At 54.4% G+C, this 13169-nt stretch carries 13 protein-coding genes and 1 pseudogene; 3 read left to right on the top strand and 11 right to left on the bottom strand.

The window, feature by feature from the left end; translation table 11 throughout:
* Window positions 1-342: 342 nt before the first annotated feature.
* The 8 genes and pseudogenes from IAE50_RS22895 to IAE50_RS22860 all read right to left on the bottom strand — a co-directional run bounded on the left by IAE50_RS22895 (window position 343) and on the right by IAE50_RS22860 (window position 7626).
* Window positions 343-780: a VOC family protein gene (locus tag IAE50_RS22895; protein WP_200581417.1), complete on the bottom strand. Its 438-nt coding sequence runs from the start codon at window positions 778-780 to the stop codon at window positions 343-345.
* A 369-nt stretch (window positions 781-1149) separates the two neighbouring features.
* Window positions 1150-2398: pseudogene (locus IAE50_RS22890) on the bottom strand (Zn-dependent hydrolase).
* A complete protein-coding gene (locus tag IAE50_RS22885; protein ID WP_094420673.1) occupies window positions 2395-2886 on the bottom strand; it encodes an L-2-amino-thiazoline-4-carboxylic acid hydrolase in 492 nt (163 codons plus the stop codon). The pseudogene IAE50_RS22890 and the gene IAE50_RS22885 overlap by 4 nt, the downstream one beginning before the upstream one ends.
* A gap of 16 nt (window positions 2887-2902) precedes the next feature.
* On the bottom strand, window positions 2903-4054 hold the full coding sequence (locus IAE50_RS22880) for a branched-chain amino acid ABC transporter substrate-binding protein (protein ID WP_200581416.1): 1152 nt from the start codon (window positions 4052-4054) through the stop codon (window positions 2903-2905).
* A 2-nt stretch (window positions 4055-4056) separates the two neighbouring features.
* Entirely contained in the window at window positions 4057-4803 is a 747-nt protein-coding gene (locus tag IAE50_RS22875; RefSeq protein WP_200581415.1) for an ABC transporter ATP-binding protein, read from the bottom strand.
* Entirely contained in the window at window positions 4796-5563 is a 768-nt protein-coding gene (locus IAE50_RS22870) for an ABC transporter ATP-binding protein (RefSeq protein WP_200581414.1), read from the bottom strand. The genes IAE50_RS22875 and IAE50_RS22870 overlap by 8 nt, the downstream gene beginning before the upstream one ends.
* Window positions 5560-6666 (bottom strand): branched-chain amino acid ABC transporter permease, encoded by a 1107-nt coding sequence (locus tag IAE50_RS22865; protein ID WP_200581413.1) that lies wholly within the window; start codon window positions 6664-6666, stop codon window positions 5560-5562. The genes IAE50_RS22870 and IAE50_RS22865 overlap by 4 nt, the downstream gene beginning before the upstream one ends.
* Window positions 6667-6675: 9 nt before the next feature.
* Window positions 6676-7626: a branched-chain amino acid ABC transporter permease gene (locus IAE50_RS22860; RefSeq protein WP_309228109.1), complete on the bottom strand. Its 951-nt coding sequence runs from the start codon at window positions 7624-7626 to the stop codon at window positions 6676-6678.
* Between the two features lie 169 nt (window positions 7627-7795).
* Between IAE50_RS22860 and IAE50_RS22855 the strand changes: the two genes are divergently transcribed.
* Both IAE50_RS22855 and IAE50_RS22850 read left to right on the top strand, forming a co-directional pair.
* Window positions 7796-8722, top strand: a complete 927-nt coding sequence (locus IAE50_RS22855; protein WP_200581412.1) for a LysR substrate-binding domain-containing protein — start codon at window positions 7796-7798, stop codon at window positions 8720-8722.
* A 382-nt stretch (window positions 8723-9104) separates the two neighbouring features.
* On the top strand, window positions 9105-9857 hold the full coding sequence (locus IAE50_RS22850) for a helix-turn-helix domain-containing protein (protein ID WP_200581411.1): 753 nt from the start codon (window positions 9105-9107) through the stop codon (window positions 9855-9857).
* A gap of 34 nt (window positions 9858-9891) precedes the next feature.
* Here IAE50_RS22850 and IAE50_RS22845 read toward each other — a convergent pair whose 3' ends face one another.
* Together IAE50_RS22845 and IAE50_RS22840 are read right to left on the bottom strand one after the other, a co-directional pair.
* Window positions 9892-10638, bottom strand: coding sequence for a molybdenum ABC transporter permease (locus IAE50_RS22845; protein ID WP_200581410.1), 747 nt, complete (start codon window positions 10636-10638; stop codon window positions 9892-9894).
* A 14-nt stretch (window positions 10639-10652) separates the two neighbouring features.
* Window positions 10653-11567 (bottom strand): extracellular solute-binding protein, encoded by a 915-nt coding sequence (locus tag IAE50_RS22840; RefSeq protein ID WP_094420657.1) that lies wholly within the window; start codon window positions 11565-11567, stop codon window positions 10653-10655.
* Between the two features lie 351 nt (window positions 11568-11918).
* Between IAE50_RS22840 and IAE50_RS22835 the strand changes: the two genes are divergently transcribed.
* Window positions 11919-12422, top strand: coding sequence for a DUF1543 domain-containing protein (locus tag IAE50_RS22835; protein WP_200581409.1), 504 nt, complete (start codon window positions 11919-11921; stop codon window positions 12420-12422).
* 76 nt (window positions 12423-12498) lie between these two features.
* On the opposite strand, the gene IAE50_RS22830 is transcribed toward IAE50_RS22835, so the two are convergent.
* Window positions 12499-12924, bottom strand: a complete 426-nt coding sequence (locus IAE50_RS22830; protein WP_200581408.1) for a molybdopterin-binding protein — start codon at window positions 12922-12924, stop codon at window positions 12499-12501.
* Between the last annotated feature and the right edge of the window lie 245 nt (window positions 12925-13169).

The following is a 13169-nucleotide window of genomic DNA, read 5'->3' as shown; positions in this document are numbered from 1 at the left end:
ATAGGCTAAGGCAAGCTGCATAGGGTTGTCCAAGATCTGGGGCGCAGATCATCACTACCGGACGTTTTATGCTGACGGCAGTCGTCCTGCATTGCGTTCTTCCTGCTGGCTGTATTCGGATAATGGTGACTGGACTCTGGTTTTTCATCAGGGAACGCCAGCTGCAGGCGCTGTGTAAATTTGCGACTCAGATATGGTACATCAGGGTCATAGCTGGTCAAAAGGAGAGCAATCAGTGCAGAGCTTCAAGATTGTCTCCTGTCTAATTTCTGATGTGCGTTCAGGTAAGAAGCAACACACCATTCGCTGGGGTGAAGGAAAAATTATTCCAGGGCCGATGTGTTATGTGAAAGCACGACGTCGGATTGCTTCAAGACCAACCTGCTGTCCATAAGAAAGCTCCAGAGTATTACCATCAGGGTCTGCGAAGAAAACGTAGTAACCCACAGGTTCTCCGGCATCTTCAGGCTCTTTGCGTAACACGCCCTCAGCTCGGGCCATACATGTTTTCCTGTCAATTTCTTCGCGGTCGGCACAGGCAACGCCCAGATGACCAAAATGACCCAACGGGGTATCAGTCACTTTGTCTGCCTGAACTAAAACCAGCGCAAAAGGGCGGGTGTGATCGCTTAGCCATGCCACTTTACGGGCATCCGGAACATCAGGTTCGCGCCGGTGGACAACAGACATACCGGCATAGCGCTCATAAAACGCAATACTTTTATCTAATTCTCTTACGACAAAAGCGACATGCGTAAAACCAACATCTATCTCTTTCATATCTCTGATTTACCTATTCAGAACCAAAAGCTTTACTCTAAAACCTTAAGTACACTTCAGGTCAAGATATTAAACTTTCCTCTATCTACCGGATGTGAATGGTCCGGTTTTCGCTCACAGCAGACCTTGAACTCATTTGGCTTGCCCACTCTGTGCCATTCTGAAATATCGAGACTTAGCAGGGGTGTTTTTGAGGTAATAAAAACAGATTCAAAATATCGTTTTTGACGTTTTGAGGCCGGATAGGATTAAAGACACACCTTAACGTAGCTTTTTACATAACCGACCTCAAACTTCGGAAGTCCCTGTAGTGCAAAATGCTCGATATCCAGACTGCCCCTAAAGGCACCTGCTATATCCGAAATCAGGCTATGCCTGATTTGTTCCTTCTTGCGCCGCAAGTAGTAACGTATTCAGCAATACATCGGCGCCGTTTACTGCCCACTGCGGCAAAATATTTTCCGCTTCGTTATGGCTGATGCCTTTCTCACAGGGAATGAAAATCATCGCAGTTGGTGCAATCCGGTTGAGATAACAGGCATCATGCCCCGCGCCGGAGATCATTGGACGCTGGCTATAGCCCAGTCGCGCCGTGGCGTTGCGGATACGCTTCAGGCAGCCCTCATCGAAGTGCACCGGCGCATAATCAAAAATCCGCTCAAGCGCGACATCCAGTTTTCGCGCCGCCAGCTGCGCCACCGCCTGTTGCAGCCTGGCCCCCATCTGCGCCAGCTGTGCGGCTTCAGGATGGCGAAACTCGACGCTGCAGAACACCTCGCCCGGCACCACATTGCGTGAGTTGGGCGTCAGCTGCGCCAGTCCAATGGTGGCGCGGCCGTCCGGTGTGAAATCCTGGCCGATGCGTTCCACCGCCAGCGCCAGTTCGGCAAAACCGCACAGCGCATCGCGGCGGCTGCTCATCGGCGTGGTGCCTGCGTGTGCCGCGAAACCGCGAATAGTCACTTCAAACCAGCGCTGTCCCATCGCCGCATGCACCACGCCAATATCGATATTCTCCTCTTCGAGAATCGGCCCCTGCTCAATATGCAGTTCATAACAGGCGTGCAGCGGTTGCTGCTGTGCCCGGACGTTCGCCCTGCCAGCCAATTGCCGTCAGCGCCTGTTGTACGCTGACACCGTCGGCATCAGTGCGCGCCAGTGCATACGCCTTACTGAAGACCCCCGCCCAGACGCCGGACGCCAGCATCGCCGGGGCAAAGCGTGCGCCTTCTTCATTGGTCCAGTTGACCAGCAACAGATCGCGCTCGGTCTCAGTGCCATGGTCGTTAAGCGTGCGCAGCACTTCCAGCCCGGCCAGCACGCCATAAATACCGTCATAGTTGCCGCCCAGCGGCTGGGAATCTGCATGAGAGCCAGTCAGCACTGGCGGCAGCGCCGGGTTTCTGCCCGCACGGCGGATAAACATGTTGCCCAGTTCATCACTTTCACAGCTGAAACCCGCGTCGAGCGCCCAGCCGCGCAGCGCGTCGCGTCCCTGCTTATCCTCCGCGCTCAGCGCCAGCCGGGTGACACCGCCGCCGGGCGTGCCGCCGAAAGCGGCAAAGGTTTCCAGCGTCTGCCACAGCCGGGCGGCATTCACCTGCAACGGTGCGCTCATTTCCCGCTCCCCGCTTTTACCCGGTAGCGGAAGTCACAGCACCGTTCGCCGGACATAATGGTAGTGGTGCGCGTCAGCTCGACGTCTGGCGCATAACCGACGATAAACTTATCGTCGCGTGCGCAGGAGAGCAGGTGACCAATTTCGCCCAGCCCCATTTCGTGGTACATCTCGGCATAGCGGCATCGCGTCACATCATAGTTGTACTGCTGGTCATCGCTGTCGATCACCCGCACATCCAGCGCGTTGTCTTTTTCCCACAAATACTGCAGTTCGACAAAACTGCGCAGATTCGCTTTCTGCGGCTCTTTTGCCGCGAATTCCTGCCCGGCCCGCACCGCCGCTTGCTCAATCGCTTCGCCAATCATTTCCTGAGCACGGGCTTTACCCAGCTCGCGCACCAGAATGTCGTAAATAGGCTTGATGATTTCCGCTTCGATTTTACGTCGCGCCAGAATCCCAAGCTCTTGTTGTTTACCACAGCTCATTGCATTGCCTCTGAAGTTACTTCGCGTTGCCACCGACGGTGGTTTGCGGCTGCCATTTGCCATCGACCACTTTGTAGACGGTAAATGACGGATTTTTCAGGTTACCTTCGTTATCAAAGGCGATATCACCGGTGACGCCGGAGTAGTTGATGCTGCGCAGTACCGGCAGATAGACGCTTGCGTCAGTGGAGTCCGCTTTCTCAATCGCGGCAATCAGTACACGGGTGGCGTCATAGGCGAACGGCGCATGCAGTTCGATGTGGGTGTGGTAACGCGCCTGGTAGCTCTGCTCAAACGCTTTACCGCCTGGCATCTGATCAATCGCCAGGCCTGGTTCGAGTGCTACCACGCCTTCACCTTCTTTTTGCGCCAGCGTCAGGAAGGTCTGGCTGACAAAGCCGCCCGCGCCCATTAGCGTCGCCTTGATCCCCAGCTGTTTGATGCGGCGTGCCAGCGGAGCGGCCTGGCTGTCCACGCCGCCAAAGAAAATCAGATCGGCGTTTTTGCTGCGGATCGCGGTCAGCACGGCGCTAAAGTCGACGGTTTTATCATCCACGTACTGGCGATCGACAATCTCTACGCCCTGTGCTTTCAGTGACTTCACGAACTCATCCGCCAGCCCCTGGCCAAAGGCGGTGCGGTCGTCGATCACCGCGATGCGTTTCGCCTGCAGCGTTTTCACTGCGTACTGGCCTGCGTAGTTGCCGCCGTCATCGTCGTGACCCATGACACGAAAGCTGGTATCAAAGCCCTGGCGGGTATAACCGTGGCCGGTTGCCACGGGGGCGACCTGGGCGATACCGGCATCGTGGTAAATGCGCGCCGCCGGAATACTGGTACCGGTGTTCCAGTGACCGACCACCCCGGCCACGCCGCTGTCCACCAGGCGCTGTGCGACGGCAACCGCAGTGCGCGGGTCAGACTGGTCATCTTCTGACTGCAGTTTAAACACGACTTCTTTGCCGCCAATTTTCGGATGCTGTTTGTTCACATCGTCAATCGCCAGCTGAGCGCCGTTTTCCAGATCCTTGCCGATACGCGCGGAAGGGCCGGTCAGCGGGCCAGCCAGACCAATCTGTATCGTCTCCTGCGCCTGGGCGCAAGAGGTGGCGGTCAGTCCGGCCAGCAGCAGTGCGGCGCTCAGTGCCTTTAATGGCATGGTTTTCATTATTATTTCCCCTGGTGTTGTGTTGGTGGTGAATTGGGCAATTCGCCCAGATAAATCTGTTGAATACTGTTATCCGCCAGCAGTTCGGCGGAGCGGCCACGATGGACGATAGCGCCGCTGTCCATTACCCAGGCGCTGTCGGTAACTTCCAGCGCCAGCCGGGCGTTCTGTTCAATCAGCAGCAGGGTGACGCCCGCATCGCGCAATGAGTCGATCACCTGAAAAATGGTTTCCACCATAATTGGCGCCAGTCCCATCGACGGCTCGTCGAGAATCAGCAGTCTGGGCTGGCTCAGCAGCGCGCGGCTCAGCGCCAGCAGTTGCTGTTCACCGCCGGAGAGTAATCCGGCTAACTGGTGCTGGCGTTCGGCCAGCCGCGGAAAGCGTGCCAGCAGCCCGGCGGTTTCCTGCTTCACTGCCGTACTATCGCGACGCGCCCAGGCGCCCATCTGTAAGTTCTCCAGCACCGTCATACGGGCAAACACGCCACGTCCTTCAGGTACCAGCACGATGCCATCGCGCAGCAGATCGTCCGGGCGACGGCCGCGCAGGGTGCGGCCGCGCCACAGGATGTCGCCGCTAAAAGCCTGCAGCCCGCTGATGGCGCGCACCGTGGAGCTTTTGCCTGCGCCATTGGCGCCAACCAGCGTGCCGCGTTCGCCTTCCTGCAATGCGAAATCAATCCCGTGCACTGCCTGGATGCCGCCATAGTGAACGCTGAGATTTTGTATCTGCAGGAGATCAGCCACGGGATTGTCCTCCAAGCCAGGCGCGGATCACTTCAGGGTGCTGGCGCACCATTTCCGGGTTGCCGGACGCGATCACTTTCCCGTAATTCAGCACCGACAGACGGTCACACAGGTTCATCATCAGTTTCACGTCATGCTCAATAATCAGCAGAGTTCTGCCGTCATCACGAATGTGACGCAGCAGATCGCCGAGCGCCACTTTTTCCGCCGCGTTCATTCCAGCGGCGGGTTCATCCAGCGCCAGCAGCTTCGGGTCGGTCGCCAGCGCGCGGGCTATCTCTAGACGGCGTTGATGGCCGTAAGCCAGGTCGCTGGCGCGGTAATTGGCGAAGCGTGCAATACCGGTGTACTCTAGCCAGTGCCACGCCAGTTCACGCGTTTGCGCCTCTTCGGCGCGCGCGCGTTTGTGGCGCGTCAGTGCGGCCCATAAACCGTTACGCGTGCGCACATGGCGGCCAATCATCACGTTTTCCAGTACGCTCATCTCGCCAAACAAGCGCAGGTTCTGGAAGGTGCGGGCGATACCTGCCTGAGTGACTTTTTCGATGGCGCGTGGCGAGTAAGGTTTGCCGTCCAGCACGAATTCACCGCGATCCGCCTGATACAGTCCGGTAATCAGGTTGAAGCATGTGGTTTTGCCCGCGCCGTTAGGACCAATCAGGCCGTAGATCTCATGCGGGTTCACCGTCAGCGAGACATCATCCACAGCGGTGACGCCGCCAAACCGTTTGTGCAGGTTACGTATGCTGAGCAGGCTCATACTTTCACCCCCTGATGCTTCACCGGCCACAGGCCGCCGGGACGGAACAGCATCACCAGCACCAGCGCGAGGCCATAGAACAGCTGACGCAATATTTCAGGATCGATCAGCACGCTGCCAAACAGCGCCTGCTGCAGCGGTGCGGCCTGGCTGCGCAGCAACTCCGGCAGCGCCGACAGCAGCACCGCGCCGAGAATCACGCCCGGCACATGGCCGGTACCGCCCAGCACCACCATCGCCAGCACCACAATCGACTCCTGCAGGGTAAAGGATTCCGGCGAGACAAAGCCCTGGAAGGAAGCGAACAGCACGCCCGCGACGCCGCCAAACGAGGCACCCATGGCAAAGGCCAGCAGTTTGTAGTTGCGCACGTTGATGCCCATCGCGCGCGCCACGTCTTCGTCATCACGGATGGCATGCCAGGCGCGGCCGATGCGTGAATTTTGCAGGCGCACACAGATAAAAATGATGGCGACAATCAATAGTGCGAACAGGTAGTACCACAGGTAGAGCGCTGGCACTTTGATGCCGAAAATGTGGAACATACCGCTAAATTTCACGCCAAACAGCGACAGGGTATCGACGCCGGAAATCCCTTTCGCGCCGTTGGTGATATTCACAGGACGATCGAGGTTACGCATCAGGATGCGAATAATTTCGCCAAAACCGAGGGTGACGATTGCCAGATAATCCCCACGCAGGCGCAGAGTTGGCGCACCCAGCAGGATGCCGCAGACGCCCGCCACCAGGGCGGCGAGCGGGATCAGCAATAAATACGAGGTATGCAGGCCCGCCGGCAACAGACTGTTCAGCGCCGGAAACGCCTCCAGCAGATGCGGCGACGCCAGCAGTGCAGCGAGATACGCACCGACGGCGTAAAAGGCGATAAACCCCATATCCAGCAGGCCGGTAAAGCCCACCACAATATTGAGCCCCAGCGCCAGCATGATATACAGCAGGGTGAAGTCGATGACGCGCACCCAGTAATTGCCGCCCGCCGCCGAGGCCAGCCACGGCGCGAGGATCAACCCGGCGATCAGCAGGATAATGCCGCTGTTCAGGCGGCGTGCCGGTGCCAGGGTCAGTAAGTTTGTCATCGTCATGCTGTGTCCTCAGGCCCGTTGCGCCACGCGTTCGCCCAGCAACCCCGCCGGACGGAATACCAGCACCAGAATCAGCACCATAAAGGCGAAAACATCCTGGTAATTACTGCCAAATACACCGCCGGTGAGTTCTCCGAGATAACCCGCACCCAGCGATTCAATCAGCCCCAGCAAAATGCCTCCGAGCATGGCGCCGCGCAGGCTGCCAATGCCACCCAACACCGCCGCGGTAAAGGCTTTAATGCCGGGTAAAAAGCCCATCGAGAAGCTGGCGCTGCCGTAGTTACTGGCCATCATCACCCCCGCCAGCGCGGCAAACACGCCGCCAATGGCGAAGGTAAGGGTAATAATGCGATTCGGGTTAACACCCATCAGACTGGCGACCTGCGGATTCTCCGCCACGGCGCGCATACCGCGCCCCAGGCGACTAAACTCTACCAGCAGCCACAAGCCCGCCATCGCCACAAAGGCGACCATCAGCGTCACGATGCCAGTGATGGTAATAATCGCCGGAGGATGTTCAATACTGCCTGCGGTGATGGCGATCGGCTCCATCGGCAGTACCTGCGGAAACATCAGTGGATTACGGCTCCAGATCACCATCGCCACGGTCTGCAGCAGCACTGAAACGCCAATTCCGCTGATTAGCGGTGCGAGGCGCGGCGCATGACGCAGGCGACGATAGGCAAAGCGTTCGATCGCCATCGCCAGCAGGGCACATACTGCCATGGCCAGCAGCAGCGCCAGCCCCAGCTGTGCCAGCGGGTTAAGTGCCGGAAAATGGTGGGCGAGCATATGCATCCCGGAAAGGGTCGTGAGCGCGCCAACCATAAGAATATCGCCGTGAGCGAAGTTAATAATGCGCAGGATGCCGTACACCATGGTGTAGCCGAGCGCTATCAGGCCATAAATGCTGCCAAGCATCAGGCCGTTAATGACTTGCTGAATGAGTGTATCCACAGATGTTTTCCGAAAATCGTTATTGCACGCACAGCATCCGATAATTGAATTTAACTGTGAAATACAGATATATTCTTTCTTATGATATTTATATGGTTAATTAACTTACTGTTTTGTATGTATTAATAAAACACCTACGGTTTTGCTTAGTTGACTGGAAAGCCAATATATGAAAAAAACAGAACAATTAGTCACGGCCGTCGCAGCGGAGGAAAGCACATTACCGCACGATCCGCCCCTGCGGGCAGTGCGCATTTTTGAAGCGATTGCCCGGCTGGGTAGTATCAGCAACGCCGCGCGTGAACTGCATATTTCGTCTTCCGCTGTCAGTCATCAGCTAAAAGTGCTGGAAAACTATCTGCAGCAACCCCTGACCCATCGGCAGGGACGTCAACTGATCCTGAATCAGGAAGGGCGTGAATATTACCGCTCGATCCGTTCCGCCTTTACCGTGCTGCGCCAGGCGACAGAGCATCTGTTTACACAGGGACGCACCCGTCAGGTGACCATCAGCTTGATTCCGCTGTTTGGCATGGGTTGGTTTATTCCGCGCCTGCCGCATTTTATGCGCGCCAATTCACAAACTGAAATTAACGTGGTGTACGCTAACCACCGTAATTACCTCAGCGATGCGTCAGATATATCGATCCGCTTTGGCAACGGTCAGTGGAAGGGGTATCAAAGTGAAAAGCTTCTTTCAGGTCAAATGGTGCCGGTGTGCAGTCGCGAGTTTCTGAGGCTGCATGGCCATATTGATACCCCGCAGCAACTGGCGCAGATGCCAATCCTGCATGACGAGGAGCGCAGTTCCTGGCCGCAGTGGTTTGCCCTGCAGAATGTGCGCCGCGTACGACTTGATGGCCCACTGTTTGAAGATGGCCTGCTGACCCTTGCTGCTGTCCAGTCTGGTCTGGGATGTGCACTGATGCGTGAGCCGCTGATTGCGCCTTATCTGCGCAGCGGCGAACTGGTGAAAATTTTTGATCTGCCTATTGATGATGGCCGCGATTACTATCTATGTGTGCGGCAAAATGTGGAAATGTCGCCAGAGGGTAAATTATTGCAGAAATGGCTGCGCCGGGAAGCACAACAATAGAGCAAAAAACAATTCCCTTCCTGCTGATAAAAGCCCCGCATTATTAACCTCAGAAAAACGTCAGATGTCATGCGGAGCAAGAAGAAGTGACCATATCTCACGTTAACGTGAATCCCTTTAATGATCAGATGCAGTGCAGATCAGACGTTGAGGTCTATCCATGTCGCACATAATCTGATCAGCACTCTGGTCATGTTTTATGCGGCTGCGGATGATACAGAACCCGCTAGACTTTTAACTACCCTGTGCCGCTTAATTTCGACTGTTCGACTGTTCGACTGTTCGACTGTTCGACGGTAATCGGGCCGCGGTCAATGTCCGCTTTGAGCTGTGAGTTCAACGAGTCGATGCAACGCTATCCTTGATCAAGGGGGACGTTGCCATGAAACGAAGAACTCGCATTTACTACACGCCAGAACAAAAGGCGATTATCCGGGACAGATACAAGCAAGGTGGTTCTCTGCATGATATCGCCAGAATGTTCGACAGATACCATTCTTCTATTATGCCCACTATCCATCAGACTGGTGGATACCGTCCCCCTGTACGAAAGCGGCACCGGTTAGCGCTTTCGCTTGATGAAAGAGAGGAGATATCCAGAGGGCTGGTAGCAAAACGAAGCATCAGGGATATCGCTGACAAATTATCAAAAGCCCCCTCAACGATTAGCCGCGAGATCAAGAGGCACGGAGGTGCAAAACAATACCGGGCAGCCAAAGCAGATAATGCTGCGTGGGAAAGTGCTCTGAGACCCAAACCTTGTAAGCTAATTGAAAGCCCCACGTTGTGTAAAATCATTGCAGAAAAGATGCATCAGGACTGGTCGCCGGAACAAATCGCCGGTTGGCTGAAACGTTGTTATCCGGATAATCAGGAAATGCATGTGTCACACGAAACGATTTATAAAACGCTTTTTATACAAACCCGGGGAGCATTAAAAAAAGAACTGCAGCAATGCCTCAGAAGCGGAAGAACGGTGCGTAGATCCCGAACGTCATCACTTAAAGGGAAAGGGGTTCACAGCCAGCAAAGACTTAACTGTGTTGCCAGACAGCTAAATGAAAGACCGAGAAAAACGCTAGACTATGAATCATCCGCAGAGCGGTTTAATAAGTGTGTTGCATCCATCGGTTGAACTCACAGCGACAAGCGGACGCTCAAAGGGGTTTTCATTTCCTTGCCATGCGTTTACTAAGAGCAAAGCAAACTATTGGCAGGGGAAGCGTCACTATCAGCAGCATCCACAGTAAGGTATATACCGCGTCCACCCCATCATTTTGCAGATTGGTATACAGCTTTACAGGCATACCCTGCGGGAAATAAGCGAAGATCATCACAATCCCGAACTCGCCTACCGCGCGAACCCAGGCGAGCGTCACGGCAGAAGCCAGCCCAGGTAATGCCAGCGGTAAAGTGAGAAAGCGAAAACGGTTCCAGGGGGAGGCCCCCAGCGTTTGTCCCGCTTCAAGAATATTTTTGGGAACAGTGTCAAATGCCGAACGTGCCACCACGATAAAGTAAGGCAAGGCACCGTAGATCTGAGCCAGTACAAACGCCGCCGGATTATTTACCAGCGTAGCTCCCACCAGTAAAAGCCAGCGACCAAATACGCCGTAAGGCCCGAAAGCCGAAACCAGTAAAATCCCCATTGCCAGCGGTGGTGTCAGCAGAGGGACCATCACCAGTAGTTCGCCGATCAATCGTTTTCGACCAGAAGTTTGTGACAGCCACCATGCCACCGGCATGCCGATAAGAATGATAATTCCGAGCGCCACCCCCCCAAGTCCCATTGAGACGGCAATGGCGCTGTCATCGCGCCAGGCCAACTGCAGATGGTGCCAGGGTGTGACGCCAATCAGCGTGATAAAGGGGATGCTTAACAGCAGGATAGCGGGCAGAGATAACCACCCCGCCACCCAGCCCGGTTTTATTAGCGGGCGTATAAGCTGTCTCCTTTAGGTTCGGCGTAGCCAAACGCTTTGAACAATTTCTGCCCATCGGGGCTTTGCATGAATGATACGAACTTTTGTCCCTGTTCCAAACCATTTGGCGCGTTTTTCAGCACGGCCGCATAAAACACCATTGGTTGTGTGTGGAGCACCTGATCCTGACCTTTGCTGTCTTTAATAGTGAAACTGACGGTGTCATACCACTGTTTAGTCATCGCCGGGTTGCTGAGGTTGATTTCATCCGGCAGCGCGACATACGGCAAATGAGCGGAGCGAACTTCACTCTCGTATCCTGCTGCTGCGTCCACCTGACCGCTTTCCAGACGCGCCAGCAGACCTCCTTCCTGGTGAGTCTGCTGTGGGTTCTGCAGCGAGCCTAAAATCTTATCGGCGATACCCGGCATGTTGTAATACTTTTCAGCCAGCATCAGGCTGAAGACAATATTCTGGCCTTTTGGATCGACATAGGGGTCGGTGCGGCCAAATGAGACATCTTTCTGCGCCAGCAGAGTCAGCCAAGAGCCGTCTTTCTTCCTGCTGACCTGTTCAAACTGCGCCGCATGTTTACCCTTAGGGCTGTAAGCGACCACCATACTGGTACTGGCGACGGGGACTGCCTCATCTATCAGCCCGGCATCTTTGAGGATCTGCATCGGTCCCGGGGTGATGGAGACAAATACATCGGCCTCAATTTTGTGGCTTGCCAGCAGACGCGCCATCCCGTATGCACCCTGTCCCTGCCCCTGATAGCTGTCGTTAGTTGTTCTGGCAAAGGCCGGGCCTAACCCCTGGTCCATAACCTTGCCCATCGAACCGGCATAAGTCACCCTGATATCGTTTGCCAGTGCCATGGATGATATTTGCAGCAGCGCAACCGCCGCCAGCGCACCCCGCATTCGTTTCTTAGCCATAACCACTCCCTCGTTATATATTTTTTTACATAGCGAATTTTCCCGAAAAAACCCGGCATTAACAACTTCCACAAGCGCGCCGTTGATATAAGGTTGAGGAAAAAGATAAGGCGGGCTGGGTGGCTCATGGTCGACATATTATAATGGGAAGGATGAATTACGCAGGATGTGTCATCCAGGATGTGGGTAATTATTCATGAAACATGCAGCGTAAACCCCTGATGGTTTTGCATACAAAAATCTTACACTCTTTGTCATCAATGCCTTCTGCACAGTTGTTGCCTAACTCGCTATATAGTTAAATATACAACGATAAAGATAACGCAAGGGGAAGGTATGAATTTGTATATGTTTTATGTCGGCGGGAATGCCGGTAAATCCAATATTGAAGTCCACGATATCCAGTTTGTAGCGGCCCGCGAGCCCAAAGATGCCTGGCCTGCATTGCGTGAAGCATGGTTTGGCGATAAAGATAAAATTCATATAGACGGTTATAGCCGTATCACATGGGCCGATGGATATTCTGTCACGCTTTCCCCGGAACCTCCCCAGACAACAAAAAGATTATTCTTCGTCAATGCGGGTGGTTACAAGCCGGATACGCTTGCAGAACTACACGAATATGATCTGTTCGTCGCCGAAGATGCCCGGCAGGCTAAGGAGAAAGCATTACAAACGCTACTCTGCGGTGTCGATCAACAACATAAGGATAATTTGAAAGAGGTTGACGATTGCCTGTTGCTTGAAAAGGTTGGAGAGTTGTTTATTCATCTGACACCCTGCGAAACAGGATGTCGAGATAATCCAGAGTGGCAGGGATACTTACCGATAGGAGGATGAAACTTGCGTATTGCTCAGGATGCCCTTCGAATCTGGCGGCGTCCTGTTCGTAAGATATTTACGCTTTTGCGTCTGATTATTTTACTGCAAGCAGTACGGATGAGGCTTTAATGAGTGCGATAACCCGCTTGCCTTCGCTGATAGCCATCTCAGCCGCGCTTTCGTTTGTAATGACAGCATTAAGAGTTGAACCTTCATCCGTTAGAAGGTGAACGGTTGCGTTTACCGCCCCCTTTTCCAGCGAAGTGATGACACCTGGAAACTGATTACGAGCGGAAAAAAGCATTCCATTATCTTCGGAAGCAAGGATAATCCCGGTGGCTTTGATCAATGCCACTACCTCTACACCTTGCTCCAGAGCCAGCCTGATTCTACTGCTACTGGTCACAACGGAGACCAGTTTTCCCCCCGCTGTGAGGGAGAGTTCAATTTCATCATTCACGGAACCGGGGTGTATTGCAGAAACTTTGCCGTGCAGCTGATTACGAGCGGAAACTGACATGTCATTCTCCTTTATGAAAAAAGGTAATATTCCTCTGAAGCGTACATGAAAACTGGCGCTATATATTGTTGTCAACGTCCGCTTCTGGCACACAGCAGATATTTTTATCTAAACGTACTTAGTCTTTAATTAACACAGTGCTCCCGGCATCGGGCCCGTCACTCGTTCAAATTCCCGCACATTATTCGTTACCAGGATGGCACAGGCGGCAATGGCGTGCCCGGCAATCACCGTGTCGTTCCGGC

The organism is Kosakonia sp. S42, from assembly GCF_016624785.1.
Taxonomy (GTDB): Bacteria; Pseudomonadota; Gammaproteobacteria; order Enterobacterales; family Enterobacteriaceae; genus Kosakonia; species Kosakonia cowanii.
Note: the sequence above shows the minus strand (reverse complement) of the source record. Positions and strands in the feature narration are given on the sequence as shown.